The following is a 24001-nucleotide window of genomic DNA, read 5'->3' as shown; positions in this document are numbered from 1 at the left end:
GTCGTGCGTGCGGCTTGCGTTGGTCGTGCCCTCGTAATGCAGGAAGCGCTTTCTCGTTGGGTAGAGGTGGGCCGGATTACGCGATACGAGGTGCCTCTTGCGGTGGTGTGGCGGGTGCGGACTCGTTGTGGCTGGTCGCGCAGTTCCCCGCGCCCCTTGGGGCGTTGTTGTCAGCCTGCGTAAGGGTCTGGGGATTTGCCCGGGCGGGCCAGGAACTCGAAGTCGCAGCCGGTGTCGGCCTGGGTGATCTGTTCGTTGTAGAGGGCGCCGTAGCCGCGTTCGTAGCGGGTGGGCGGTGGGGTCCACTCGGCCCGGCGACGTTCCAACTCCCCGTCATCCAAGTTGAGTTGGAGGAGGCGGGCCTCGACGTCCAGGGTGATCGTGTCCCCGGTCCGTACGAGGGCCAGCGGGCCGCCGACGTACGACTCCGGCGCCACGTGCAGCGCGCACGCGCCGTAACTGGTGCCGCTCATGCGGGCGTCGGAGATCCGCACCATGTCCCGTACGCCCTGCTTGAGCAGGTGGTCGGGGATCGGCAGCATGCCGTACTCGGGCATGCCCGGACCGCCCTTGGGCCCGGAGTTGCGCAGTACCAGCACGCTGTCGGCGGTGATGTCGAGGGACGGGTCGTTGATGGTCCGCTGCATCGTCTTGTAGTCGTCGAAGACGACGGCCGGACCGGTGTGCTTGAGCAGGTGCCGCTCGGCGGCGATGTGCTTGATGACGGCGCCGTCGGGGCAGAGGTTGCCGCGCAGGACCGCCACCCCGCCCTCGCGGGCGACCGGGTTCTCGCGGGTGCGGATGACGTCGTCGTTGTGGACGACGGCGCCCTCGATCCGCTCCCCCAGGGTGCCGGCCACGGTCGGCCGGTCCAGGTGCAGCAGGTCGGTGATCCGCGAGAGGAAGGCGGGCAGGCCGCCGGCGAAGTAGAAGTCCTCCATGAGGTACGTCTGTCCGCCGGGCCGGACGTTCGCGAGCACCGGCACGGTACGCGCGATGCGGTCGAAGTCGTCGAGGGTGAGCTTGACGCCCGCGCGGCCGGCCATGGCGATCAGGTGGATGACCGCGTTGGTGGAGCCGCCCAGGCCCAGCACGGTGGTGACGGCGTCCTCGAAGGCCTCGCGGGTGAGGATCTCGGACGGCTTGAGCCCGGTCCAGGCGAGGTCGACGGCGCGGCGCCCGGAGGCGGCGGCCATCCGCTCGTGTCCCGAGTCGACGGCCGGGATCGAGGAGGCACCGGGCAGGGTCATGCCGAGGGTCTCCGCCGCGGCGGTCATCGTGGAGGCGGTCCCCATGGTCATGCAGTGACCGGGCGAGCGCGCCAACCCGCCCTGGAGTTCCCGGAGTTCACAGTCGGTCAGGTTGCCGGCGCGGTGCTCGTCCCAGTACTTCCACATGTCGGTGCCGGAGCCAAGGGTCTCCCCGCGCCAGTGCCCCGGCAGCATCGGCCCCGCGGGCACGAAGATCGACGGTACGTCGGCGGAGGCGGCACCCATGAGCAGCGCGGGCGTCGACTTGTCGCAGCCGCCGAGCAGCACCGCCGCGTCGATCGGATACGACCGCAGCAGCTCCTCCGTCTCCATCGCGAGGAGGTTGCGGTAGAGCATCGGGGTCGGCTTCTGGTACGTCTCCGAGAGAGTGGAGACCGGGAACTCGAGCGGGAAGCCCCCGGCCTGCCACACCCCCCGCTTGACCGCCTCGGCACGCTCACGCAGGTGCACGTGGCAGGGGTTGATGTCGGACCAGGTGTTGAGGACGGCGATCACCGGGCGGCCCCGGTACTCCTCCGCCTCGTATCCCAGCTGGCGCATACGGGCGTTGTGCGACCAGGTGCGCAGTTGGCCCTCGGTGCCGTACCACTGATGGCTCCGAAGCTCCTCGGGGCGCTTTCGCTGCCTGTCGGTCATATCGACCACCCGGCGGCTATCGCGGCGACCTCGGCGCGCTCGTCCTCGGGCAGGTGCCGGCTCGGCGGGCGGACGTCGCGGCGGCACAGGCCGAGGGAGGCGAGGGCCTCCTTGACGACGGTGACGTTGTTGGCGGAGCCGTTCGCGGCGCGCAGTTCCTCGAAGCGGCGGATCTGCTCCCAGACCTTCATGGCGGCCGGGTAGTCGCCGGATCGAAGCGCTTCGATCATGTTCAGCGAAACGGCCGGGGCGACGTTCACGAGTCCGGAGGTGAAGCCGGTGGCGCCCGCGGAGAAGTACGAGGGCGCGTAGGGCTCGGCGAGCCCGGCGACCCACACGAAGCGCTCCAGCCCGGCGTCTCGGGCGAAGGCGGCGAACTTGGCGGCGTCCGGTACGGCGTACTTCACGCCGATGACGTTCGGGCAGTCGTCGGCGAGTTCGGCGAGGCGGGCGCCGCTGAGCTGGGCGTTGCGGATGTACGGCACGACGCCGAGCTCGGGCACGGCCTCGGCGATGGCGCGGTGGTAGTCGACCCAGCCGTTCTGGGAGACGTACGGGTGGACGGGCTGGTGGACCATCACCATCTGGGCGCCGAGCTCGCGGGCGTGCCGGGCGGAGGCGATGGCGGTGGGCACGTCGTGACCGACGCCGACGAGGATGACGGCGCGGTCACCGGCCTCGTCGACGGTCCACTCGGTGACGAGGCGGCGCTCTTCCGGGGTGAGGGCGTAGAACTCGCCGGTGTTGCCGTTGGGCGTCAGGGTGGTGATGCCCCCGTCGAGGAGACGACGCAGCAGGGCCCGGTGGACGTCCTGGTCCACGCGTCCGTCCTCGGCGAACGGGGTCACCGGGATCGCCACCACGTCGGCCAGGGCCGTCCGTTGGGTCTCGAACGTCGTGGTCATGCCGGACCGTCCTCTCCCTGGGCCTCGGAACCCGCTTCGGGGAAGGCCCGCTCGACGAACGACGCGATGTGGGCGTGCAGGGCGCGCGCGGCGCCGTCCGCGTCCCCTTCGAGCGCGAGCCGCAGGATCTCCCGGTGCTCGCCGGCCTCCCGCTCCCAGGAGGGCGAGGCGGCCCAGGCGACGGCGGACACCAGGGCTGCCTGGTCGCGGACCTCGTCGAGCATCCGGCCGAGCAGCGGGTTGCCGCACGGCAGGTAGAGGGCGCGGTGGAACTCCCGGTTGGCGAGGGAGCGTTCGGCGGTGTCGTCGGCCGCGTCGGCGCGGGTCAGGGCATCCCGGGCGGCGTCGAGGGAGGCCCCCCGCCGGACCGCCCGCTTCAGGGCCTCGGGCTCCAGCAGCAGCCGTACGTCGTAGACCTCGCGCGCCATGTCCGCGTCCACCATGCGCACCGTGACGCCCTTGTACTGGCTCATCACGACCAGCCCGGTCCCGGCCAGCGTCTTGAGCGCCTCGCGCACCGGGGTCTTCGACACGCCGAACTGCGCGGCGAGCTCGGTCTCGACCAGGGCCTGACCTGGTGTCAACTGCCCGGTGAGGATGCGGCGTTTGATCTCCTCCAGCACGTACTGCGTGCGGGAGGGGATCGGCGTGGGCACAGAGGTCATGCGCGCCTCTCGGATCTTCGCGGGATCGGCAGGGATCTCGCGTATGGGATCTCAGGTATGGGATCTCACGTATCGCGTCTCATATATGACGTACGAAGTACGACGCGATGAAGGTAAGAGGGGGCGCATGTTTCGTCAATGCTTCTGGCAAAGGAAGTTGAGACTGCCTCAGAGACTGAGTACGTGACCTTCGCGGGCGGTGAGGGTGGGTCCGCCGAAGGTCTCGGCGGCGCGTACGGTCGCCGACTCCGGTGTGAGCGTGGGCCCGACATGCGTGACGACGAGCTGCCGTACACCCGCCCGGCGGGCGGCGGTTCCGGCGTCCTCGGGCGTCAGGTGAACCTGTTCGCCATCGCGATGCTCGTCGATGTCGGCCTCGCACAGGAACAGGTCGGCGTCGCGGGCGAGTTCGGTGAGCGCGGGGCAGGGACCGCTGTCCCCGGAGTACGCGAGGGCCCGCCCGCCGCCTTCCACCCGCAGCCCGTAGGCCTCGACGTCATGGACGACGGCACGCGAGGTGAGGAGCAGGTCACCGTGCTGGACGGTGTGGCCGTCGTGCAGGGCGTGGAAGTCGAAGATGCTGCTCAGGAACCCGGCGTCCGGCCGCCCGAAGAACCCGGCGAGGCGCTGTGCGCAATCCGCGGGGGCGTAGACCGGAATGGGCGCGTCCGGAGTGAGCCCGCCATGGGCCAGGCCGTAGAAGGCGGCGATCAGATCGGCGTTGTGGTCGGCGTGCAGGTGGGAGATCCAGATCGCGCTCAGCCGCGCCGGATCGGTGTGCCGCTGCAACTCCGCGAAGGTCCCGGTGCCGGCGTCCACCCACACCTCGGCCCCTCCGCCGCGCACCAGGTAGCCGGAGCAGGGGCGGCCGGGGCCGGGGTGCGGCGACGCGGTGCCGAGGACGGTGAGGGTGAGGGTGAGAGGCATGGGGGCGGACATGCGGGGAGCGTATGTCCCGGCCGCCTCGGCGCGCCCGGGATTACGGCGCCCAGCCGGGCTCCCGCCCACTGAGCCCCACGGCCCGGTCCAGCAGCGGCGCGCCTTCCGGCACCGGTACGACCGGGCCGAAGATGCCGCCGCCCCGGTCGCCCTCGTCGGCGGCGGCGCGGAGGAAGTCGTGCGACGCCTGCAACGCGGTGGGGTCGGGGGCGTACTCCTGGCCGGTCGACCGGGCCAGATCCCAGCCGTGGATCAGCAGCTCGTCCACGGCCACCGCCGCCGCCACCGCGCCGGGCAGGTCCACGCCGCCCGCACGGGTCATGCCGGCCCATGCCTCCGGGGCGCGCCACGCCTCGGCCAGTTCGTCGAGCACCTTGGGCAGCTCCTCGCGCCAGCCCGGCCCGATGTCCGGTACGGCCTCCTCGGGGCTGGTGTCGGTCGTGACGCCCAGATCCTTGCGCCCGGCGTCACGGAAGGCGACAGCCAGGCCGATCAGGTGGCCCAGCAGATTGCGCACCGCCATGTCGGGACAGGGCGTCGGCGCCGAGAGCTGATCGTCGGTGACGCCCTCCGCGAGACGGGCCACGATGCGGGCCTGCGGTCCGAGGTCGAGGGTCGTGTCGGTCATGGGCCGGCTCCTCACAGATGTGTTCCTGAGAGGTGGACCGTCGGGGGCCGCGAAACTCATCGGTGGCGCTGACGGGTGGGGCGGGCCGCTCATTGCGTCCAGTCGGCGCTCGTGAAGCCGTCGGGATGTCCCGTCGGCCATTGGACCAGCTCGATCCGGTTGCCGTCCGGATCGGTGAGCCATGACGTCAGGAAGTCGTCGGATCCGTCCGGCGAAACGGGCGCCTCGGCGTCGATTCCCCGCGCGGCGAGTTCGCCGAGAGTGGCCGTCATCGACTCCACCTTGATGACGAAATGGTTGAGGACGCTTCTGTCACCGGCGTCGGCCTCGGCCTTGTTTCCCCCCGCGGCATCGTGGACGAGTTCGATGCTGACGAACTCGTCACCGGGGAGCTTCAGCATGGTCAGGCTTCCGAACGGGGTGTCGGGGACGCTCCCGATCACCTCATAGCCGACGGCCGTGTAGAACGCGAGCGATCGTTCGAGGTCGGTGACGCGCAGGCCGAAGTGCAAGGTCCTCATCGATTTCCCTCTCCGGACAGCCAAAACGGCCCGCCGGGAATCCGACGGACCGTCACCGTACTGCGAGCGGGCTGTCAGCCGACCGGCTCCGCGGCAATGGCGGCCGACGTCTCCATGGTCGTGGACTCTTCGGACTCGACACCCTCATCCCGCTGCTTCTTCAGAGCGAGTTCCCGGGCCGTCTTTTCCGAGAACAGCCTCATTTCCGCCTCGGTCCGGAGATCGAACACCATTGCCTCCTTCGAACTTTGTCCGGTCGCGGCTCTCTTGGCCGCCGCGAACACCTCTTTGCCTGCACATTACCTTGCCACCCACCCGCTGGCCACGATCAAATTACGCTCGCACACAGGGAATTGGCGCATTGTTCACCTCGCACGCCCACCCGGCCCCGGTGGGCGGCCCTACTCGCCGCGGCCCTCCGCGAGCGTGTGCGCGACGAGGGCGTTGGCGTGGCCGTGCCCCAGGCCGTGCTCGGTCTTGAGCCAGCCCACGAGCTCCATGTGCTTGGTCAGGGGCGAGGAGCGGATGAGGTCCTTCCACTCGGCGATCGGGCGGCCGTACTTCTTCTCGATGGAGGGGAAGTAGCTGGCGGGACCCTTGACGGCGTCAGTCATGTCGGCAGCATCCATTCGTTTGCGGGGCAGCGTGTCGTCACCACCTATGACCAGTGGGCGCCACAGAACTCATCGCCCGGCGAAGGTGTGCTGCGTCACGCTGACGGTCTCGGGAAGCCCTGCCTCGCGAGCCGGCTTCGAGACCGTTCACCCTCCCTGCCGCCTACACCCACCGAGCGGCACACGCTCCCGGGCCTCGACGACTAAGGCACTTCCCCGATCCGCACACCCCCGCCTCAGACGCACGATGGCGTGCCATGACGACGATCACCACCTGGGCACTCGCGCGTGTCCTGCGCGACCGCAACTCCGCCCTCTACCTCGCCGGAGTCGTGGTCTCCGGCTTCGGCACCTCGGCGTTGTGGCTGGCGTCCGGCGTATGGGTCAAGGACCTCACCGGGTCCGACGGCCTGGCCGCGCTGTGCATGCTCGCCATGTGGGCGCCCACCCTGGCCGGCCCCCTCCTCGGCACGCTCGCCGACCGCACCCGCCGCAAACCGCTGCTGATCGGCGCGAACCTCCTCCTGGCCGCCCTCCTGCTCACCCTCTTCACCGTCGACTCCCCGGACCGCCTCTGGCTCCTCTTCGCGGTCCTGTTCGTCTACGGCGCCGCGGGCGTGGTGCACGACGCCGCCGAGTCCGCCCTCGTCGCCGGCGCGGTCCCCGCGCCTCTGCTCGGCGACTTCAACGGGCTGCGCATGACGGCGACCGAGGGCATGAAACTCCTCGCCCCGCTGGCCGGCGCGGGCGTCTACGCGGCGTACGGCGGTGCGAGCGTCGCCCTGCTCGACGCCGTGACGTTCGTGGTCGCGACGGGCCTGTACGCCTGCCTCCGCGTCCGTGAGAGCACACCCGAGCCGCCGGCCGACGGCTGGCGGGCGCGGACCGCCGAGGGCGCCCGCCACCTGTGGACCCACCCCCGGCTGCGGCCTCTCGTCCTGGCCGGCGGCACCACCATGCTCTTCGCCGGGCTCAACGGCGCGTTGATCTACGCCGTGATCGACGGCCTCGGGCACGCCCCGGCGTACTCCGGTGTGCTGTACGCCGTCCAGGGCGCCGGCTCGGTGGCGATCGGCCTGCTTTCCGGCCCCGCGCTGCGCCGCCTGGGCGAACGCCGTTTCGCCGCGTACGGCATCGCTCTGACGGCCCTCGCCACGAGCCTGCGGGCGATCCCGTCCGACCCGGTGGCCCTGGCCTGCAGCGCGGCGATCGGGGCGGGGCTGCCCTGTGTGCTGATCGCCGCCCTCACCGCCGTGCAGCGCGAGACGCCGGACGCGCTGCTCGGCCGTACGTCCGCTACGGCCAACACCCTCCTCTTCACGCCGAACGTCATCGGGCTGGCGGCGGGGGCGGCGCTGGTCGAACTCCTCGACGTGCGGCTGCTGTCGGCCGCGACGGGCCTGGCGTTGCTGGTGTCCGCGCCGGCAGCGCTTCAGAGCGCGGCGAGCTCCTCGCGCACCGCCACCAAGTCGCCGTCCGACGCCAACCCCGCGTGATAGAGCCGGATTTCCGTGGCTCCGAGCTCACGCGCGCGTGCCGCGTCCGACGCCAGCGTGCCCGGGCTGCCGCCCATCCCGGAGACCACACCGAAGTTGGCGGCGATGACCGCGCCCTTGCGGTCCTGCGCGGCGAAGGGCGTCAGCAGGCCGGGGCCGCCCGCGCAGGGTACGACCACGCCGTCCGCGACGGAGAGGATGTGCTCGGGGTCGACGCCCGGGTTGGCGCCGACGTGGTACGTCACCGGGTCGGCGTGCAGCAGGATCTGGAAGCCGTCGGGGGCGGCGGCGCGGACCGCCCGGACCGCCGACTCCTGGAGGGTGCGGGCGGTTTCGTCCCGCCACGCGCGCGTGGCCGCCGCGTTCGACTCGCCGAGCAGCTTCTCGACCCCGGCCCAGCCCTCGTCGGCGACCGTGCCCTGCCACAGCGGTTCGAGGGCGGCGCGTACGGCGGCGGCCAACCGGTCGGCGTCCAGGCCCTGGTCGCCGTAGCCCTCCTTGCACGTGGGGCAGAAGCAGAGCGCCATCAGGTACATCCCGGCGTCGCCGAGCGGGACGCCGCCGGTCTTGTCGTGCGCGTGCAGATGCTGGAGGCCGTACCAGCCGAGGGACTCCAGTTCCGTGCCGCGCGCCCCGGGGCGTACGGCGGCCTCGGCGGCCAGGTCGACGAGGTACGCGCGCGAGGCGGGCTGGGCGATGCAGGGGGCCCAGGGGTAGCGGTCGCCGTAGGCGTTGACGACCGAGGTGTCGGGGTGCTCGGCGCCCAGGCGGGAGTTGTGCGCGAGGACCACCCAGGTGTGCACCTCCAAACCGGCGTCGGCGAGCGCGGCGGCGGCCTCGCCGTACGCGTCCCCGGGCGCCCAGTCCCCCGCCGGGTACGGGCGCAGCTCGCGGCCCGTCCAGCGGTCGCCCGTCGGGTAGAGCACGGCGGCGTGCTCGGCGGTGACGATGCGGTGGCGCGGGTGGCGGGGGGTGAGGGCGCGGGTGGAGTGGTAGGCGGCGGCGAGGGTCGCCTGCCGTACGCCGAGGGCGGCGATTCTCGCGGGTGCCTCCGGGTCTCCGTTGACGTCCCAGGGGTAGACGAATGTCGACGCCTTCACTTGGTTTCCTCCGGCTCCTTCTCCAGCAGCGCGTAGCCGCGCTCGATCACCTCGGCGAGCTGCTTGACATGATCCTCGCTCGGCTCGTGCAGCGGGGGCCGGACCTCCCCCACGGCCGGCCCGCGCAGCCGTACGCCCGCCTTGACGAGGGCGACGGCGTATCCGCGGCCCTTGGCGCGCAGCTCGACGAACGGGCGGTAGAAGCCGTCCAGGAGGCGGTTCACCGTGGCGTCGTCGCTCGCCTCCAGCGCCCGGTAGAAGGCGAGGGCGATCTCGGGGGCGAAGCAGAACACGGCGGAGGAGTAGAGCGGGACGCCGATGGCCCGGTAGGCGAGCTGGGTCTGTTCGGCGGTGGGCAGGCCGTTGAAGTAGAGGAAGTCTCCGGGGACCTCGGTGCGTACGGCGCTGACGATCCGCTGCATGAGGTCCAGGTCGCCGAGGCCGTCCTTGAGGCCGATGATCCCGTCGGTGCGGGCGAGTTCGACGACGGTCGCCGGGGTGAACACGGCGTTGTCGCGCTGGTAGACGACGACGGGGAGCGCGGTCGCCGCGGCGATCTCCTTGTAGTGCCGCAGCAGGCCCTCCTGCCCGGCGACGACGAGATACGGCGGCATGGCGAGCAGTCCGTCCGCCCCGGCCGCCTCGGCGAGCCGCGCGTACCGCACGGCGAGGGCGGTGCCGTACCCGGCGCCCGCGACGACCGGCACCCGTCCCGCCGCCTCCTCGACGGCCGCCCGCACGCACGCCTCGAACTCCTCGGGCGTGAGCGCGTGGAACTCCCCGGTGCCGCAAGCCGCGAACACGGCGGCGGCTCCCGCCTCGACTCCTCGGCGCACGTGGGTGCGGTAGATGTCGAGGTCGACCGAGCCGTCGGGGCCGTAGGCGGTGACGGGGAAGAACAGCGGCCCGCCGGGGATGCTGAGGCGTGCGGCGAGGGGGGCTGGCGTCACGGGCTCTCCCTAGAACGAGAACGGGTGAGTAAAAGAGGGTGCAGGATTGTGATCAGAGTTTACATTTATGAACACCAGCTGCACCACCCTTGACGAGAAGGGGTGGTGATCCTTAACTAGTCCACGAATGTGAATATCGTGCAGGCATGCGGCCGCCGATCGAAGGAGAACCGAGGATGCCAGCCCCCCGGACCGTTCTGCTCACCGGCGCCGCCGGCGGCCTCGGCACCCTGATGCGGGACCTGCTCCCGGCGTACGGCTACGAGCTGCGGCTGCTCGATCTTCTCCCTGTCGAGGGCGAGCCGGACGCGATCGTCGCCGATCTCGCCGACAAGGAGGCGGTCCGTGCGGCCGTCCGGGGCGTCGACGCGATCATCCATCTCGCGGGCATCTCCCTGGAAGCCCCGTTCGAGAAGATCCTCCGCGCCAACATCGAGGGCACCTACAACCTGTACGAGGCCGCCCGCGAGGAGGGTGTGGGACGGATCGTCTTCGCCTCCTCCAACCACGCGGTGGGCTTCACGCCCCGCCCGCAGGGCGACGACTCCCTCATCCCCATCGACACCCCGCGCCGCCCGGACACCTTCTACGGCCTGTCCAAGTCCTTCGGCGAGGATCTCGCGCAGTTCTACTGGGACAAGTACGGCCTGGAGACGGTGTCCGTCCGCATCGGCTCCTGCTTCCCCGAGCCGACCAGCGTCCGCATGCTCTCGCTGTGGATGAGCCCGGCCGACGGCGCCCGCCTCTTCCACGCGGCCCTGACCGCCGAGAACGTCGAGCACACCGTCGTCTACGGCTCCTCCGCGAACACCCGCCTGTGGTGGGACCTCGGCACCGCACGCGCCCTCGGCTACGAGCCGCAGGACGACTCGGAGCCGTACGCCGAGAAGCTCATCGCCGAGCAGGGCGACCTCGAACCGGACAACATCGCGCACGCCTACCTGGGCGGCCACTTCGTGAGCGACCCGCCGATCTGGCCGTACTGACCCGGCCGGCACGGCGGGAAAACGAGCGTCCGGGGAGCGGGCGGGCACGGAACGGGCCCGCCCGCTTCCGCATTCGGGCATCCGCGCTGCCCGATCTCACGTCGCGATCCAGGGGGTGTTGTGAGGGTCCTGTGCGGTGCCCGCGGTGTCCGGTGCGTGCCCTCGGCGTGCCGGACGAAGGCCCTCGTAGCGGAGCTACTTGGGTCTTTGGCCGGTGCGGCGAGGGTGCGTGCCGGACACCGCGGGTGCTGTGCGGGACCCTCACAACACCCCCTGGGGCCGCCCAGGTCCGGGACGGTCACGCGCCGAGCCAAACGGGCGCAAGCGGGCACCATCAGTCCCGCAACAGAGCTGTTCAGACCCGCAGCACCGCTGTAGAACTTCCCCCATGGGCCCCACCGGGCCCGAACGGGCAAGAAGATCCGACCGCCCCGGGAGGCGATCGAATCCGCAGCACAGCACGGAAGCGGGTGTCGACGATGACGACGGCCAACACGGCGAAGACCGCCGAGGAGCGCCAGCGCGAGATCGTTCGCCTCGCGCGCACCACCGGCTCGGTCGACGTCACCGCGCTCGCCACCGACCTGGGCGTGGCCAAGGAGACCGTACGGCGGGACCTGCGCGTCCTGGAGGACCACGGCCTGCTCCGCCGGACCCACGGCGGCGCCTACCCCGTGGAGAGCGCCGGCTTCGAGACAACGCTCGCCTTCCGCGCCACCAGCCATGTGCCCGAGAAGCGCCGGATCGCGGCCGCGGCGGCCGGGCTGCTCGGGGACGCCGAGACGGTCTTCGTCGACGAGGGCTTCACCCCGCAGCTCGTCGCCGAGGCCCTGCCCAGGGACCGGCAGCTGACCGTGGTCACCGCGTCCCTGCCGGTCGCGGGCTCGCTCGCCGAGGCCGAGAACATCTCGGTCCTGCTGCTCGGCGGCCGGGTGCGCTCCGGCACGCTGGCGACCGTCGACCACTGGACGACGAAGATGCTCGCCGGCTTCGTCATCGACCTGGCGTTCATCGGCGCCAACGGCATCTCCCGCGATCACGGCCTCACCACCCCCGACCCGGCGGTCAGCGAGGTCAAGTCACAGGCGATCCGGTCCGCGCGGCGCACGGTGTTCGCCGGTGTGCACACCAAGTTCGGAGCGGTCAGCTTCTGCCGGTTCGCCGAGGTCGGCGCGCTGGAGGCGATCGTGACGAGCACGTTGCTCCCCGCGTCCGAGGCGCACCGCTACTCGCTCCTCGGGCCGCAGGTCATCCGCGTCTGAGGCTGGCGCCGCCTCCGGCGCCCACGTCCACCCAACCGAAGATCCAGAAATCCAACCGACCCACCCCGCAGGGCACCTCCATACCCACAACCGTCCCCTTTGTTGCCAAATGTCCAGGAGCACCTCCATGCGAACCCAGAGCCGACGCGCGCCACGCCACCTCCTCCTCGTGGCCGCCGTAGGGACGCTGATCACTCCGCTCGCCGCCTGCGCGGGCGCCGGCGGGTCCGGATCCTCCGGCGGCGACTCCATCAACGTCCTGATGGTGAACAACCCGCAGATGGTGGAGCTGCAGAAGCTCACCGCCGACAACTTCACCAAGGACACCGGCATCAAGGTGAACTTCACCGTCCTGCCGGAGAACGACGTCCGGGACAAGATCAGCCAGGACTTCGCCAACCAGGCGGGCCAGTACGACGTCGCCACCCTCAGCAACTACGAGATCCCGATCTACGCCAAGAACGGCTGGCTCCACTCCCTGGACTCGTACGTCAAGAGCGACACCGCCTTCGACCAGGACGACGTCCTCAAGCCGATGACGCAGGCCCTGACCGCGGAGGACGGCAAGCTCTACGGCGAGCCCTTCTACGGCGAGTCCTCCTTCCTGATGTACCGCAAGGACGTCCTCGAGAAGGCCGGCCTGACCATGCCCGCCAAGCCCACCTGGAAGCAGGTCGCCGACCTGGCCGCGAAGGTGGACGCGGCCGAGGCCGACATGAAGGGCATCTGCCTGCGCGGCCTGCCCGGCTGGGGCGAGGTCATGGCCCCGCTGACCACGGTCGTCAACACCTTCGGCGGCACCTGGTTCGACAAGGACTGGAACGCGCGGCTGGACTCCAAGGAGTTCAAGGAGGCCACGCAGTTCTACGTCGACCTGGTCCGCAAGCACGGTGAGGCGGGCGCCGCCCAGTCCGGCTACGCCGAGTGCCTGAACAACATGACCCAGGGCAAGACGGCCATGTGGTACGACGCCACCGCCGGCGCCGGTTCGCTGGAGGCCTCCGGCTCCCCGGTCAAGGGCAAGATCGGCTACGTACCCGCGCCGGTCGAGAAGACCGACAGCTCCGGCTGGCTCTACACCTGGGCCTGGGGGATCCAGAAGGCGTCCAAGAACGCCGAGAACGCCTGGAAGTTCATCTCCTGGGCCTCCGGCAAGGACTACGAGAAGCTCGTCGGCGAGAAGATCGGCTGGGCCAACGTGCCGGGCGGCAAGCGCGCGTCGACGTACGACATCCCGCAGTACCGCAAGGACGCGGCCGCCTTCGCGGACGTCACTCGGGACGCCATCGCGAACGCCGAGCCAGAGGACCCGGGAGTGCAGCCCCGGCCCGCGCCCGGCATCCAGTTCGTCGGCATCCCCGAGTTCACCGACCTGGGCACCAAGGTCTCCCAGGAGATCAGCGCCGCGATCGCCGGGCGGCAGTCCGTGGACAGCGCGCTGAGCAAGTCGCAGAAGCTCGCCGAGGCCGTCGGAAAGAAGTACCAGTGATGACCGTGACGACTCCCCCCACCCGGGTCGCCGCCGCCGCCCCGCGGCCGGCGGCCCGGCGGCCGAACCGTATGCGCGCCTGGGCCACCCGGGCGCCCCTGCTGCCCGCACTGATCTTCATGGTCGTCGTGACGCAGCTGCCCTTCGTGGCCACGCTGGTGATCTCGTTCTTCGACTGGAACGCCCTGTACCCGGACGACCGCCACTTCGCCGGCTTCGCCAACTACTCGGAAGTGCTGAGCACGCCCGATCTGCGCAAGTCGGTGGGGACCACGGTCCTGCTGACCGCCACGGTCGTGCTCGTCAGCCTGGTGCTGGGCCTGCTGCTGGCGCTCCTGCTGGACCGCAGGTTCCGCGGCCGGGCCGCCGTGCGCACGATGCTCATCGCCCCGTTCCTGCTGGTGCCGATCGCGGCCGCCCTGCTCTGGAAGCACGTGCTGTTCAACCCCGAATACGGCCTGTTCAACGGCATCCTGCACTGGATCGGAGGGGACGGGGCGGCCCAGCCGGACTGGATCTCGGAGATGCCGCTGATGGCGGTGGAGGCCTCGCTGATCTGGCAGTGGACCCCGTTCATGACACTGATCCTGCTCGCCGGACTGCAGAGCCGTGACCCGCAGCTGATCGAGGCGGCCCGGGTGGACGGCGCGAGCGACTGGCAGGTGTTCGTCCACATGACGCTGCCGCACATCCGCCGCTACATCGAACTGAGCGTGCTGCTCGGCTCGATCTACATCGTGCAGAACTTCGACGCGGTGTACACCATCACCTCCGGCGGGCTGGGCACCGCGAACCTGCCGTACACCATCTACCAGACCTTCTACCAGGCGCACGAGAACGGCCTCGCCTCGGCGGCCGGCGTCATCGTCGTCATCGGCTCGATCATCCTCGCGACCTTCGCCCTGCGCGTCGTGTCGTCCCTGTTCCGCGCGGAGGTGTCCCGCTGATGACCACCCTCACCACCGCCGCCCCGCAACGGTCCCGGGCCCGGATCCAGGGTGCCGCCCTGGGCGTCGTCGCATGGCTGGCCGGCATCCTGTTCGTCCTGCCCATCCTCTGGATGGTCCTGACGTCCTTCCACTCCGAGGCGGACGCGGCTACCAACCCGCCCTCCGTCGCCGCCTCGCTCACTCTGGACAGCTACCGCGCCTTCTTCGGCGCGGGCGACGGCGCCGGCCCCTGGCCCTCCCTGATCAACTCGGCGACGGCCTCGATCGCCTCCACCCTGCTGACGCTGCTCCTCGCGCTGCCCGCCGCCTACGCGCTGTCGATCCGGCCGGTGAAGAAGTGGACCGACGTCCTGTTCTTCTTCCTGTCGACGAAGATGCTGCCGCTGGTGGCGGGCCTGCTGCCGATCTACCTCTTCGCGAAGAACACCGGTCTGCTCGACAACATCTGGGCGCTGGTCATCCTCTACACGGCCATGAACCTGCCGATCGCGGTGTGGATGATGCAGTCCTTCCTCGCCGAGGTGCCGGTCGCGATCATCGAGGCGGCGCAGATCGACGGCGCGAGACTGCCGACGATCCTGTGGCGCGTGGTCGCCCCCATCGCCCTGCCGGGCATCGCGGCGACATCCCTGATCTGCTTCATCTTCAGCTGGAACGAGCTGCTGTTCGCCCGGGTCCTCACGGGCGTGGTCGCCGGGACCGCCCCCGTCTTCCTGACCGGCTTCATCACCAGCCAGGGCCTGTTCCTGGCGAAGGTGTGCGCCGCGTCGCTCGTCATCTCCCTGCCGGTGCTCGCCGCGGGGTTCGCCGCCCAGGACAAGCTGGTCCAGGGCCTGTCGTTGGGAGCCGTGAAATGAAGGCCGCCGTCATCGAGTCCGTGGGCAAGGCCGTCGTCGCCGAGGTCCCGGACCCGACACCAGGACCGCGCGACGTCGTGGTCGAGGTCGCGGCGTGCGGTCTGTGCGGAACGGACCTGCACATCCTCCAGGGCGAGTTCGCGCCGAAGCTGCCGATCGTGCCCGGTCACGAGTTCGCGGGCGAGGTGGTCGGGGTCGGCACCCGGGTCACGGAGCTGTCGGTGGGCGACCGGGTCGCCGTCGACCCGTCGTTGTACTGCTACGAGTGCCGGTACTGCCGTACCGGCCACAACAACCTCTGCGAACGCTGGGCGGCGATCGGCGTGACGACGGCGGGGGGCGCGGCGCGGTACGCGGTGGCCCCGGTGGCGAACTGCGTGAAGCTGCCGGAACACGTGCGCACACAGGACGCGGCACTCGTGGAGCCGCTGTCGTGCGCGGTACGTGGCTACGACGTCCTCAAGTCCCGCCTGGGCGCGCACGTCCTGATCTACGGCTCCGGCACGATGGGCCTGATGATGCTGGAGCTGGCCAAGCGGACGGGTGCGGCGAGCGTGGACGTGGTCGACGTGAACCCGGCCCGGCTGGAGACGGCACGGCGCCTCGGTGTCTCGGCGTCCGCCGCGAACCCGGACGAGCTGGACCGCCCCCAGGGCTGGGACCTCGTGGTCGACGCCACGGGCAACGCGGCGGCGATCCAGGACGGCCTCGACCGGGTCGCGAAGGCGGGCACGTTCCTGCAGTTCGGGGTGGCGGACTATGCGACGCGGGTGACGATCGACCCGTACCGCATCTACAACCAGGAGATCACTATCACGGGCTCGATGGCGGTCCTGCACAGCTTCGAGCGAGCGGCGGAACTGTTCGCGAACGGCGTCCTGGACCCGGACGTCTTCATCAGCGACCGCATCCCGCTGGAGCGGTACCCGGAGGCGCTGGAGCAGTTCGCGTCCGGGGTGGGCCGCAAGATCGTGGTGGTGCCGTAGGGGGCGGTCCGCCTCCGTTCGAGCACGCCGACCGTCCCGGCGCCATCGGCACCGGAGTCCTGGTCAGGGCTTCCGTGACCGGACCACCCCGAATCGCCGTCCAGGCCGAGGGGGTGGTCCGGTCTTCCGTTGTACCGACGGAGCGACGAACACAGGGTGCGGGCACCGGTATTTGTCGATCAACCTTCGACAAGACACGACACCAATGGACGTCGTGCGGATGCGGCGCCCGCGGACAGGAGGTTTCGCCAGCATTCGCCACCCTGGAATCGCCGATGTGGAGGACAGACCGCCTGTACCGTCCGGAGGGTTCGATGCCGTCTCTCCCTGTGCGCCTGCCTGGATCAGGTGGGCCCCAACTGTGTTGGGAACGTCGAGAGATGGGAGGTCGAATCGGATGGTGCGATCGACTAGGAGCAAGAGGTGCCGCCGACGGAGCCAGTTACCCGACTGGTTGCAGGTGGCAACATTGATCCTCACAGCGATCACTGCCATCGCGGGTTGCGTCGAACACTTCGTGTGACGTGTGAGCGGTGGGTCGGACGGCAGGTCGGGCAATGAATGAGCCCGGCCGACGCGTGCTCGGCCGGACCCATCCGTAGACCCGCGCGCGGGCCTGGCTCAGGGGTGCCTCCCGGGGCCAGGCCCTCTGCGTTCTGCGGGAAGGGCCGAACCTCGATGACTCCTGTCGGCCCACAGGACGAGAGAACCGTAAGTCGCCGCCCGCATCAAGCGTCCGAGTCGGGCGCCCCGATTTGTCCCGTGGCGAAACACCATGGCTAATCGGTGGCGATGAGGGTGGCGGGCGCCCATCTTGTGGCAGGCGAGAAGAGACCTGCAGGTAGGCGAGGTGAAGGGGGTGGCGAATCCTGGCGAATCGCGTGGGCAGACGGTGTCCGGTCTCGTGCCGCGCGTCACGGTGGTCCCGTGGGCTGGAAGACGGCCGCGACCTCGCCCCGGACCAGTCCGAGTGGCCCCCGCGTGGACCACGGACCCCGCGCAACACCTCAGGCCGGTACGCTGCGCCCGCTCCATCCCTGGTGAGCCGGGGCGCGAGGCGGATTGCCCGAGTGGCTCGAGGGACCGGGCTTGAACAGGCGAACGGCACCGTACACATCGCCCACCACGGCCGGCCCGCCACCACCCTCAACGGCCCCCGCACCGCCCAGTTCCTCGCCGAGGTCGAGACGTCCGACCCTCAACTGGTCATGGCCCGCTGGACCGGAAACTACAAGCACGGCAACGAGCGCACGGCCCGCAATCACCCCCGCAACCGCCGCTGACCCGAACGGTCGCGGGTAAGGGAACGGCAAAGCGCCCCCACTCGTTCACCCGGCATGACAGCTATGACCCCCGGCTCGAACATCCCTCTCTCCGCCGCGCGCGTGACGGTGGACGTCGCCGCCCCGGTGCGGCTCGACGTATCGGGCCTGCTGCTCACCGCCGACGGCAAGGTGCGCTCCGACGACGACTTCATCTTCTACAACCAGCCCTCAGGCCCCGGCGTGACGTACCGCTCGGGCGGCGGCACCGCCCCCGACGCGATCGTCGTCGACACCACCGCCGTCCCGCCCGGCATCGAGAAGATCGTCGTCACCGCCAGCCCGGACGCCGCCGGCCAGACCTTCCAGGGCATCGAACCGACGGCCACCATCCGCAACGCGGACGACAACAGCGTCCTGGCCACCTTCACGCCCCCACAGCTCGGCACCGAGACGGCACTGGTGATCGTCGAGGTGTACCTCCGCAACGGCGCCTGGAAGGCCCGCGCGGTCGGCCAGGGCTACGCCAACGGCCTGGCCGGCATCGCCACCGACTTCGGCGTCACGGTCGAGGAACCGGCCCCGGCCCCCGCCCCGGTCGCCCCGCCGCAGCCCACCATGCAGCCCCCGGTCGCCCCGCCGGCCCCGCCGATGTCCACTCCCCCGGCACCCCAGGCCCCCGCCGCTCCCCCGGCACCGCCCGCGCCTCCCGCCCCCGGCGCCGGAAAGATCAACCTCGACAAGGGCCGGGTCAGCCTCCAGAAGAACCAGACCGTCTCCCTGGTCAAGGGCGGCCGCCCCCTGCTCTCCCAGGTCAAGATGGGCCTCGGCTGGGAGCCGGCGTACCGCGGCAAGGACATCGACCTGGACGCCTCGGTCATCGCGTACGGCCCGCAGCGCAACCACATCGACAGCTGCTACTTCGGCAAGCTCCAGATCGTGCAGGGCGCGATCCGCCACTCCGGCGACAACCTCACGGGTGAGGGGGGAGGCGACGACGAGGTCATCACCGTCGACCTCGGCCGCCTCCCGCAGGAGGTCACCGGACTCGTCTTCACGGTCAACTCCTTCTCCGGCCAGAAGTTCACCGAGGTCGCCAAGGCGTACTGCCGGCTGATCGACGCCTCCTCCGGCGAGGAACTCGTCCGCTTCGACCTCACCAGCGCCGAGGCGCAGACGGGCGTGATGATGGCGAAGCTGATCAAGCAGTTCTCCGGCGAGTGGGAGATGACGGCCATGGGCGACTTCGTGAAGTCCCGCACGGTGAGGGGGATGGTGAAGCCGGCGGCGCAGGCGCTGTAGGAGGCCATCGGCCGGTCTCTGCGGGTCTCACCGGGCGGATCCGGGCGTGCCGACGCCTTGGACCCGCCCGGCCGGCCATCGCCGTCCGTGACAACTCCGAAAGCTCCTCGTCGGACGGAAGACGCACAGTAGCCTTGCGCCCAGGCTGTGAACGGGGGGCGGGCACATGGCCGTTGGCGACGGAGGGAACTCGCTCTCGCCCCCGAAGGCGGCATCATGCTGTACGGCATCCCCGACTGGCATTCCAAGCGGGAGATCCTCCTCAAGGCCGTCACCGCCGCCGTTCGCACACCTGCCGCAGCCCACCGGACCGCACCCGCCTACCCGGGGAGCTCCGTCACCAAGTTCGAACGTGCCCTGACCGACAAACTCTCCCTGGCGTCGCCTCTGTTGGACGAAAGCATGCGGCGCGACTGGTTCGAGGCGACCGGACTCGACGCCGCCGCGGAACCCGACTCCCGATATCCCCTGCGCACTTGGCTCATGTCGGTCCTGGCACTCGCCAGGAAGGAGCCCGACGGCTATCGGCGCCTCGCCCTCGCCCTGCAGGCCGTCGCCCCCGAGAGCCCGGAGAGCACCGAGGTACGTAAGCTCGTCGACGGCCACGAGTCCGGTTCGGAGTCGTGAGGGGGGAGGGGAGTGCGCCGGGGCGCCCTGGCCGCCCCGCTCACATCTTCGTAGCCCCCGCCGCCAGATCCCGCAGGAAGTGCCGCGCCCCGATCAGGAACACGATGATCAGCGGGATGACGCTCATCAACGCCCCGGCCATCACCAGCGCATAGTCGGTGTTGTACAGGACGTTGAGGTTCGCCAGGGCGACCTGGAGGGTGACCTTGTCCGGGTTGATCATGACGACCAGCGGCCAGATGTAGTCGTTCCAGATGCCGATGAAGGTGAAGATGCCGAGGAACGCGAGAGCCGGTCGGAACAGCGGCAGCGCCACCTGCCAGTACAGCCGGAAGAAGCCGGCGCCGTCGATCCGTCCCGCGTCCAACAGCTCGTCCGGCAGCGAGTTCTGGGCATACTGGCGCATCCAGAAGATGCCGAAGGCGTTGGCCGCGCCCGGGATGATCAGCGCCTTCAGTGAACCGGCCCAGCCGAACTCGGCCATGGTGACGAACTGCGGCACCAGTGACAGCTGCGCGGGGATCATGTAGGTGACCAGGAGCATGCCGAAGAGGAACCGCTTCCCCGGGAACTCGTACTTGGCGAAGGCGAACGCGGCCAGCGAGTCGAAGAACAGCACCAGCGCGGTCCCGACCACGGCCGCGACGATCGTGTTGTACAGGGAGCCGAAGAAATCGATGGTGTCGAGCACCCTGCCCATGTTGTCCAGGAGATGCGGGCCGGGCACGAGCTTGGGCGGGTAGCTGTAGATGTCCTGGGTGGTGCCGGAGGCCATCACCACCAGCCAGTAGAAGGGAAACAGGGAGATCAGCACCCCGAGCAGCAGCGCCACCCGGACGCCGATACGGGTGAGTCTGCTGCCGGAGCCGATGGCGAGGCCCGCGCTGCCGGTCGTCCTCTCGTCAGCGGCCATCGCGAGCCCCCTTGCGGCGCAGCAGCCCGGTGATGCCGGGTCGGTGGTCGTCGCGGTCGGAACCGGAGACCAGCCGCCAGTTGATGATCGTGAAGACCGCGATGATCGCGAAGAGGAGCCAGCCCATGGCGGCGCCGTAGCCGAACTGGTGCTCCTTGAAGGCCTTCTGCCAGAGGTAGAGCACGATGGTCATCCCTTCCTGGCCCGGTCCGCCCGTGGTGCCGACGTCGGTCGACTGGAAGAGCACCTGGGACTCGGTGAAGATCTGCAGGCCGTTGATGGTGGAGGTGACGGCGGCGAAGAGGACCACCGGCCGCAGCTGCGGCAGTACGACCCGGAAGAGCGTCTGCCGGCTGTTCGCGCCGTCGACTCGGGCGGCCTCGAAGTGCTCGGTGGGGATGGCCTGGAGGCCCGCCAGGAAGATCAGGGCGTTGTAGCCGACCCACCGCCAGATGATCATGAGGGAGACGGACGACTTGATGCCCCACTCGGAGGACAGCCAGCCGATCCCGTCCACGCCGATCGCGCGCAGCACCGAGTTGGCCAGGCCCGCCTGGGCGAAGACCGAGCCGAAGACGACGGTCATGGCGACCATCGACGTCACGTTGGGGATGAAGTACGCCACCCGCAACGCGCCGGTGAAGCGGACCTGCGAGTGCAGCAGGAAGGCCAGCACCAGAGCGAGGAACAGCATCGGCACCGTCGACAGGAACCAGATCTCGAAGGTGTTGAGCACCGAGTGCCAGAACACCGAGTCCTGAAGCAGCCAGCCGTACTGCTGCAGCCCGACGAAGCGCATGTCGCCGATGCCGTCCCAGTCCTGGAAGGACAGATAGAGGGAGTAGAGCACCGGGAAGGTGCCGAAGACGGCGAACAGCACGTAGAACGGGGAGATGGCGAGGAGGGGCGGGAGGTGACGTCTGCGTCCGCCCGGGGGTGAGGGCTTGGTACGGCGGCTGAAGGGCCGCCGTTCGTCGGCCGCCGCCGCTCCCGCCGGGTCGAGAACCGTGGCCATGTCAGCTCACCCCCAGCCGGGACAGCGTGGTCTCGGCGGTGTTCACCGCGTCCCGCCAGGCACGGTCGGGGTTCTTGCCGAGCATTTCCACGTTGGTCAGCTCCTGGAAGAACGGGGTGTTGGCGGTCTCCTCGTAGGGGCTGAAGTAGTTGACCGGGGCCTTCTCGGCGGCCGGGCCGAAGACGTCGATGGGCTGCTGGCCGCCGAAGAAGGGGTCGGGCCGGTGCATCGCGGGGTCGGCGTAGGCGGCCGGAGTGGTGGGGAACAGGGATATCTCCTGGTAGCTCTTGAGCTGGTTCTCCGGACTGAGCAGCCACGTCAGGAAGGCGAAGGCCGCCTCCGGGTCCCGGCAGTAGCGGGTCAGGGTCATGTACGAGCCGCCGTAGTTGGCCGGGCCGTCGGGCATGGTGGTCAGCCGCCAGGTCCCGGAGGTCTTCGGCGCGGAGTCCTTCAGGCCGTTGGCGGCCCACACCGCCGTGGTCATCGTGGCGACCCGGCCCCCGCTCATGGCCGCGTTAAAGTCGGGCGTCCCGTCCACGATCCTGGCGCTGAGCCCCTGGCGGAGGATCTCCACGGAGAGGTCCCAGGCGCGTCGGACGTGCTCCTGGTCGCCGATGAAACGGTTCTCGGGGTCCACGAACTGCTTGGGGCTCTGGAGCAGGACCTGCTGGAAGACGTTGCCGATGTTGCTCACCAGGTAGGGCTTGCCGGGGCCCTCCGCCCGCAGCGTGCGGCCGGCGGCGATGAACTTCTCCCAGGTGGGGAGCGCCTCGGCGACGTCCTCCGGTTCGTGGGCCAGGCCGGCCTTCCGGAAGAGGTCCCTGCGGTAGTAGAGCGCGGTGGGACCCGCGTCGAGGGGGAAGCCGATCATCCGGCCCGACGGGGTGAAGCAGCTCTTCCACTTCCAGTCGAGGTACCGGTCGCGGACGGACTCCGCGCCGAGCGTCCTGAGGTCGAGGAACTCGTTCTCATCGGGGAAGAACGTGGCGAGGTTGTCGGAGTTCGCGACCGTGATGTCCGGTACGTAGGCGCGGGCGGCGAGGCTGGTGCGGACCTTGGAGTCGATGTCGCCGTCGGGGATCTGCGAGCCCTGCACCTTCAGCCCCGGCATGCCGGGGACGCCACGCCTGGCGGTGGCGAGCAGCTTGTCGCTCAGCGCGCCCTTCCAGTACCACAGGCTGAGGTGGTCGGTGCCCACGGAGGCCGATCCGCCGGCGGCTCCACACCCCGACAGCCCCAGCAGGGCGGCGCCCGAGCCGCCCAGCGAGGCCCCCAGAAAACGTCTGCGGGACATCGTTCGGTGTTCCATGGGGGCGCACTCGCTTTCCGGACGCGCGGAAGACAACGATGTCGGCCGCTCGTCCCGCGGCTCGGCATCGCGCTGTGGGGAGATTGCTGTGAGGGGACGCTGTGGGGGGACTCGGGGGTCCGTGAGCGTTCACGTGAACGTTGCCGTCGAGTATCGAGGCGGCCGAAAAGCAGTGTCAAGGGACGTGCAGGGCCCATGTGTTGAGGCATGTGAGGGCGAGAGGGCGTGGAGGTGTCACCACCCACCCACTGAGGAGTTCGCGACGCGGCGGGGCCTCAGACCGAAGCCCGCACCACCAACTCGGGGACCACCCACGCCTCGGCGCCCCGCAGTGGTTCCTCCCCCGCTCGCAACCGGGCCACCTGCTCCACGGCCAGCCGCCCCAGCCGCCGTTTGTCGATGTGCAGGGTGGTCAGGGCGGGCTCGATCAGCTCGCCCAGCGACAGCCCGTCGAAGCCCAGGACGGCCAGATCCTCCGGCACCCGCCGGCCGCGGCGCCGGGCGGCACGCATGGCGCCGACCGCCATCAGGTCGTTGAATCCGAAGACGGCGCTGATGTCCGGCCGGGCGTCCAGCAGTTGCTCCATCCCGATTTCGCCCCCGGCCACGCTGTGCTCGGGACACAGCGCGATCCAGCTGTCGTCGACCGGCAGACCGTGGCGCCGGGCCTGCTCCAGGAAGGCCTGCCGGCGGGGGCCCGGCCCGTGCACACCGTCGAGCATGCCGATCCTGCGGTGACCGGCGCTCACCAGATGTGCCATGCCCTGTTCGAGACCGGCGGCGGCGTCGATGCCCACGGCCGCGAAACGGGTCTGCTGCGGGCCGCGCTCCAGCAGCACCAGGGGTACGCCGCCGAGGTGCCGGGCGAGCACGTCGTCCGGGCTCTTGAAGTAGCCCACGACCGCGTCCGCCTGATGGGACAGCACATCGAGCGCCTCCCGCTCCCGGGCCTCGTCGATACGGGAGTCCCATACGACGACCTGCCAGCCGCGCTGCTCGGCCGCCTCCAGCACGCCGGCGGCCACCTCGGGGAAGAAGGGGTTCATCAGGTCCGGGATCACCAGCCCCGCCGTCACGGTCCCCTTCTGCACCAGGCCGCGCGCGAACCGGCTGGGCCGGTAGTCCAGCAGCCGTGCCGCCTCCAGCACGCGTTCCTTCGTGGCCGGGTCGATCTCGCCCTTGTCGTTGACCGCGCGGGAGACCGTCTGGCGGGACACTCCGGCCAGTCGTGCGACGTCGTGGATCGTGGCCCGGCGGCTGGTGCCGTCAGGCCGCTCGACACTCGGCTCCGGGTGCTGATCGTCCGCCCACACGCGTG

24 protein-coding genes are annotated in these 24001 nt (G+C 70.2%); 10 read left to right on the top strand and 14 right to left on the bottom strand.

The genetic code is table 11. From position 1 onward, the window contains the following. Positions 1 to 170: 170 nt before the first annotated feature. From araD to ACIREI_RS42480, 8 genes are all read right to left on the bottom strand, one after another. A complete protein-coding gene (araD, locus tag ACIREI_RS42515) occupies positions 171 to 1907 on the bottom strand; it encodes an L-arabinonate dehydratase (protein ID WP_403345269.1) in 1737 nt (578 codons plus the stop codon). Further along, on the bottom strand, positions 1904 to 2812 hold the full coding sequence (locus ACIREI_RS42510) for a dihydrodipicolinate synthase family protein (protein ID WP_403345267.1): 909 nt from the start codon (positions 2810 to 2812) through the stop codon (positions 1904 to 1906). Before ACIREI_RS42510 ends, araD begins: the two co-directional genes overlap by 4 nt. Then, positions 2809 to 3477 carry a GntR family transcriptional regulator gene (locus tag ACIREI_RS42505; RefSeq protein WP_403345265.1) on the bottom strand — a complete coding sequence of 223 codons (669 nt, stop codon included), beginning with the start codon at positions 3475 to 3477 and terminating at the stop codon, positions 2809 to 2811. Before ACIREI_RS42505 ends, ACIREI_RS42510 begins: the two co-directional genes overlap by 4 nt. A gap of 168 nt (positions 3478 to 3645) precedes the next feature. Continuing rightward, a complete protein-coding gene (locus ACIREI_RS42500) occupies positions 3646 to 4416 on the bottom strand; it encodes an MBL fold metallo-hydrolase (RefSeq protein WP_403345263.1) in 771 nt (256 codons plus the stop codon). Positions 4417 to 4456: 40 nt separating this feature from the next. Continuing rightward, positions 4457 to 5044, bottom strand: coding sequence for a TIGR03086 family metal-binding protein (locus ACIREI_RS42495; RefSeq protein WP_403345261.1), 588 nt, complete (start codon positions 5042 to 5044; stop codon positions 4457 to 4459). A gap of 89 nt (positions 5045 to 5133) precedes the next feature. Next, entirely contained in the window at positions 5134 to 5565 is a 432-nt protein-coding gene (locus ACIREI_RS42490) for a VOC family protein (RefSeq protein WP_403345259.1), read from the bottom strand. A 74-nt stretch (positions 5566 to 5639) separates the two neighbouring features. Next, positions 5640 to 5798: a hypothetical protein gene (locus ACIREI_RS42485; RefSeq protein ID WP_403345257.1), complete on the bottom strand. Its 159-nt coding sequence runs from the start codon at positions 5796 to 5798 to the stop codon at positions 5640 to 5642. 168 nt (positions 5799 to 5966) lie between these two features. Beyond that, positions 5967 to 6179 (bottom strand): DUF4287 domain-containing protein, encoded by a 213-nt coding sequence (locus tag ACIREI_RS42480; RefSeq protein WP_403345255.1) that lies wholly within the window; start codon positions 6177 to 6179, stop codon positions 5967 to 5969. Between the two features lie 257 nt (positions 6180 to 6436). Here ACIREI_RS42480 and ACIREI_RS42475 point away from each other — a divergent pair, with 257 nt between their 5' ends. Next, the gene (locus ACIREI_RS42475) at positions 6437 to 7675 is read left to right on the top strand and encodes an MFS transporter (protein ID WP_403345253.1); all 1239 of its coding nucleotides are present in this window, start codon (positions 6437 to 6439) and stop codon (positions 7673 to 7675) included. Here ACIREI_RS42475 and ACIREI_RS42470 read toward each other — a convergent pair. Both ACIREI_RS42470 and ACIREI_RS42465 read right to left on the bottom strand, forming a co-directional pair. Then, positions 7612 to 8775 (bottom strand): hypothetical protein, encoded by a 1164-nt coding sequence (locus tag ACIREI_RS42470; RefSeq protein WP_403345252.1) that lies wholly within the window; start codon positions 8773 to 8775, stop codon positions 7612 to 7614. The two genes, ACIREI_RS42475 and ACIREI_RS42470, sit on opposite strands and share 64 nt — an antisense overlap. Continuing rightward, the gene (locus tag ACIREI_RS42465; protein ID WP_403345250.1) at positions 8772 to 9725 is read right to left on the bottom strand and encodes a 5-dehydro-4-deoxyglucarate dehydratase; all 954 of its coding nucleotides are present in this window, start codon (positions 9723 to 9725) and stop codon (positions 8772 to 8774) included. Before ACIREI_RS42465 ends, ACIREI_RS42470 begins: the two co-directional genes overlap by 4 nt. A 176-nt stretch (positions 9726 to 9901) precedes the next feature. On the opposite strand from ACIREI_RS42465, the gene ACIREI_RS42460 reads away from it, so the two are divergent. The 9 genes from ACIREI_RS42460 (at position 9902) to ACIREI_RS42420 (ending at position 19446) form a co-directional block, all read left to right on the top strand. Then, positions 9902 to 10711, top strand: a complete 810-nt coding sequence (locus tag ACIREI_RS42460; protein ID WP_403345248.1) for an NAD-dependent epimerase/dehydratase family protein — start codon at positions 9902 to 9904, stop codon at positions 10709 to 10711. A gap of 479 nt (positions 10712 to 11190) precedes the next feature. Further along, a complete protein-coding gene (locus ACIREI_RS42455) occupies positions 11191 to 11973 on the top strand; it encodes a DeoR/GlpR family DNA-binding transcription regulator (RefSeq protein WP_403345246.1) in 783 nt (260 codons plus the stop codon). Between the two features lie 127 nt (positions 11974 to 12100). Then, positions 12101 to 13462, top strand: coding sequence for an ABC transporter substrate-binding protein (locus ACIREI_RS42450; RefSeq protein WP_403345245.1), 1362 nt, complete (start codon positions 12101 to 12103; stop codon positions 13460 to 13462). Continuing rightward, on the top strand, positions 13462 to 14409 hold the full coding sequence (locus ACIREI_RS42445; protein WP_403345243.1) for a carbohydrate ABC transporter permease: 948 nt from the start codon (positions 13462 to 13464) through the stop codon (positions 14407 to 14409). Before ACIREI_RS42450 ends, ACIREI_RS42445 begins: the two co-directional genes overlap by 1 nt. Continuing rightward, positions 14409 to 15269, top strand: coding sequence for a carbohydrate ABC transporter permease (locus ACIREI_RS42440; RefSeq protein ID WP_403345241.1), 861 nt, complete (start codon positions 14409 to 14411; stop codon positions 15267 to 15269). The genes ACIREI_RS42445 and ACIREI_RS42440 overlap by 1 nt, the downstream gene beginning before the upstream one ends. Further along, on the top strand, positions 15266 to 16255 hold the full coding sequence (locus ACIREI_RS42435) for a zinc-dependent alcohol dehydrogenase family protein (protein ID WP_403345239.1): 990 nt from the start codon (positions 15266 to 15268) through the stop codon (positions 16253 to 16255). The genes ACIREI_RS42440 and ACIREI_RS42435 overlap by 4 nt, the downstream gene beginning before the upstream one ends. A gap of 1070 nt (positions 16256 to 17325) precedes the next feature. Then, positions 17326 to 17538 (top strand): hypothetical protein, encoded by a 213-nt coding sequence (locus ACIREI_RS42430; protein ID WP_403345238.1) that lies wholly within the window; start codon positions 17326 to 17328, stop codon positions 17536 to 17538. A gap of 63 nt (positions 17539 to 17601) precedes the next feature. Next, a complete protein-coding gene (locus ACIREI_RS42425; protein ID WP_403345336.1) occupies positions 17602 to 18819 on the top strand; it encodes a TerD family protein in 1218 nt (405 codons plus the stop codon). 216 nt (positions 18820 to 19035) lie between these two features. Next, entirely contained in the window at positions 19036 to 19446 is a 411-nt protein-coding gene (locus ACIREI_RS42420) for a hypothetical protein (protein ID WP_403345236.1), read from the top strand. 40 nt (positions 19447 to 19486) lie between these two features. Here ACIREI_RS42420 and ACIREI_RS42415 read toward each other — a convergent pair whose 3' ends face one another. The 4 genes from ACIREI_RS42415 to ACIREI_RS42400 all read right to left on the bottom strand — a co-directional run bounded on the left by ACIREI_RS42415 (position 19487) and on the right by ACIREI_RS42400 (position 23996). After that, positions 19487 to 20359 (bottom strand): carbohydrate ABC transporter permease, encoded by an 873-nt coding sequence (locus ACIREI_RS42415; protein ID WP_403345234.1) that lies wholly within the window; start codon positions 20357 to 20359, stop codon positions 19487 to 19489. Next, entirely contained in the window at positions 20349 to 21374 is a 1026-nt protein-coding gene (locus ACIREI_RS42410; protein WP_403345232.1) for a carbohydrate ABC transporter permease, read from the bottom strand. The genes ACIREI_RS42415 and ACIREI_RS42410 overlap by 11 nt, the downstream gene beginning before the upstream one ends. A 1-nt stretch (position 21375) precedes the next feature. Further along, positions 21376 to 22668 (bottom strand): ABC transporter substrate-binding protein, encoded by a 1293-nt coding sequence (locus tag ACIREI_RS42405; RefSeq protein WP_403345231.1) that lies wholly within the window; start codon positions 22666 to 22668, stop codon positions 21376 to 21378. A gap of 290 nt (positions 22669 to 22958) precedes the next feature. Then, positions 22959 to 23996 carry a LacI family DNA-binding transcriptional regulator gene (locus tag ACIREI_RS42400; protein ID WP_403345229.1) on the bottom strand — a complete coding sequence of 346 codons (1038 nt, stop codon included), beginning with the start codon at positions 23994 to 23996 and terminating at the stop codon, positions 22959 to 22961. Positions 23997 to 24001: the final 5 nt, after the last annotated feature.

Source organism: Streptomyces sp. NPDC093591, assembly GCF_044764885.1.
GTDB lineage: Bacteria > Actinomycetota > Actinomycetes > Streptomycetales > Streptomycetaceae > Streptomyces.
This window is presented reverse-complemented; position numbering and strand designations above follow the sequence as displayed.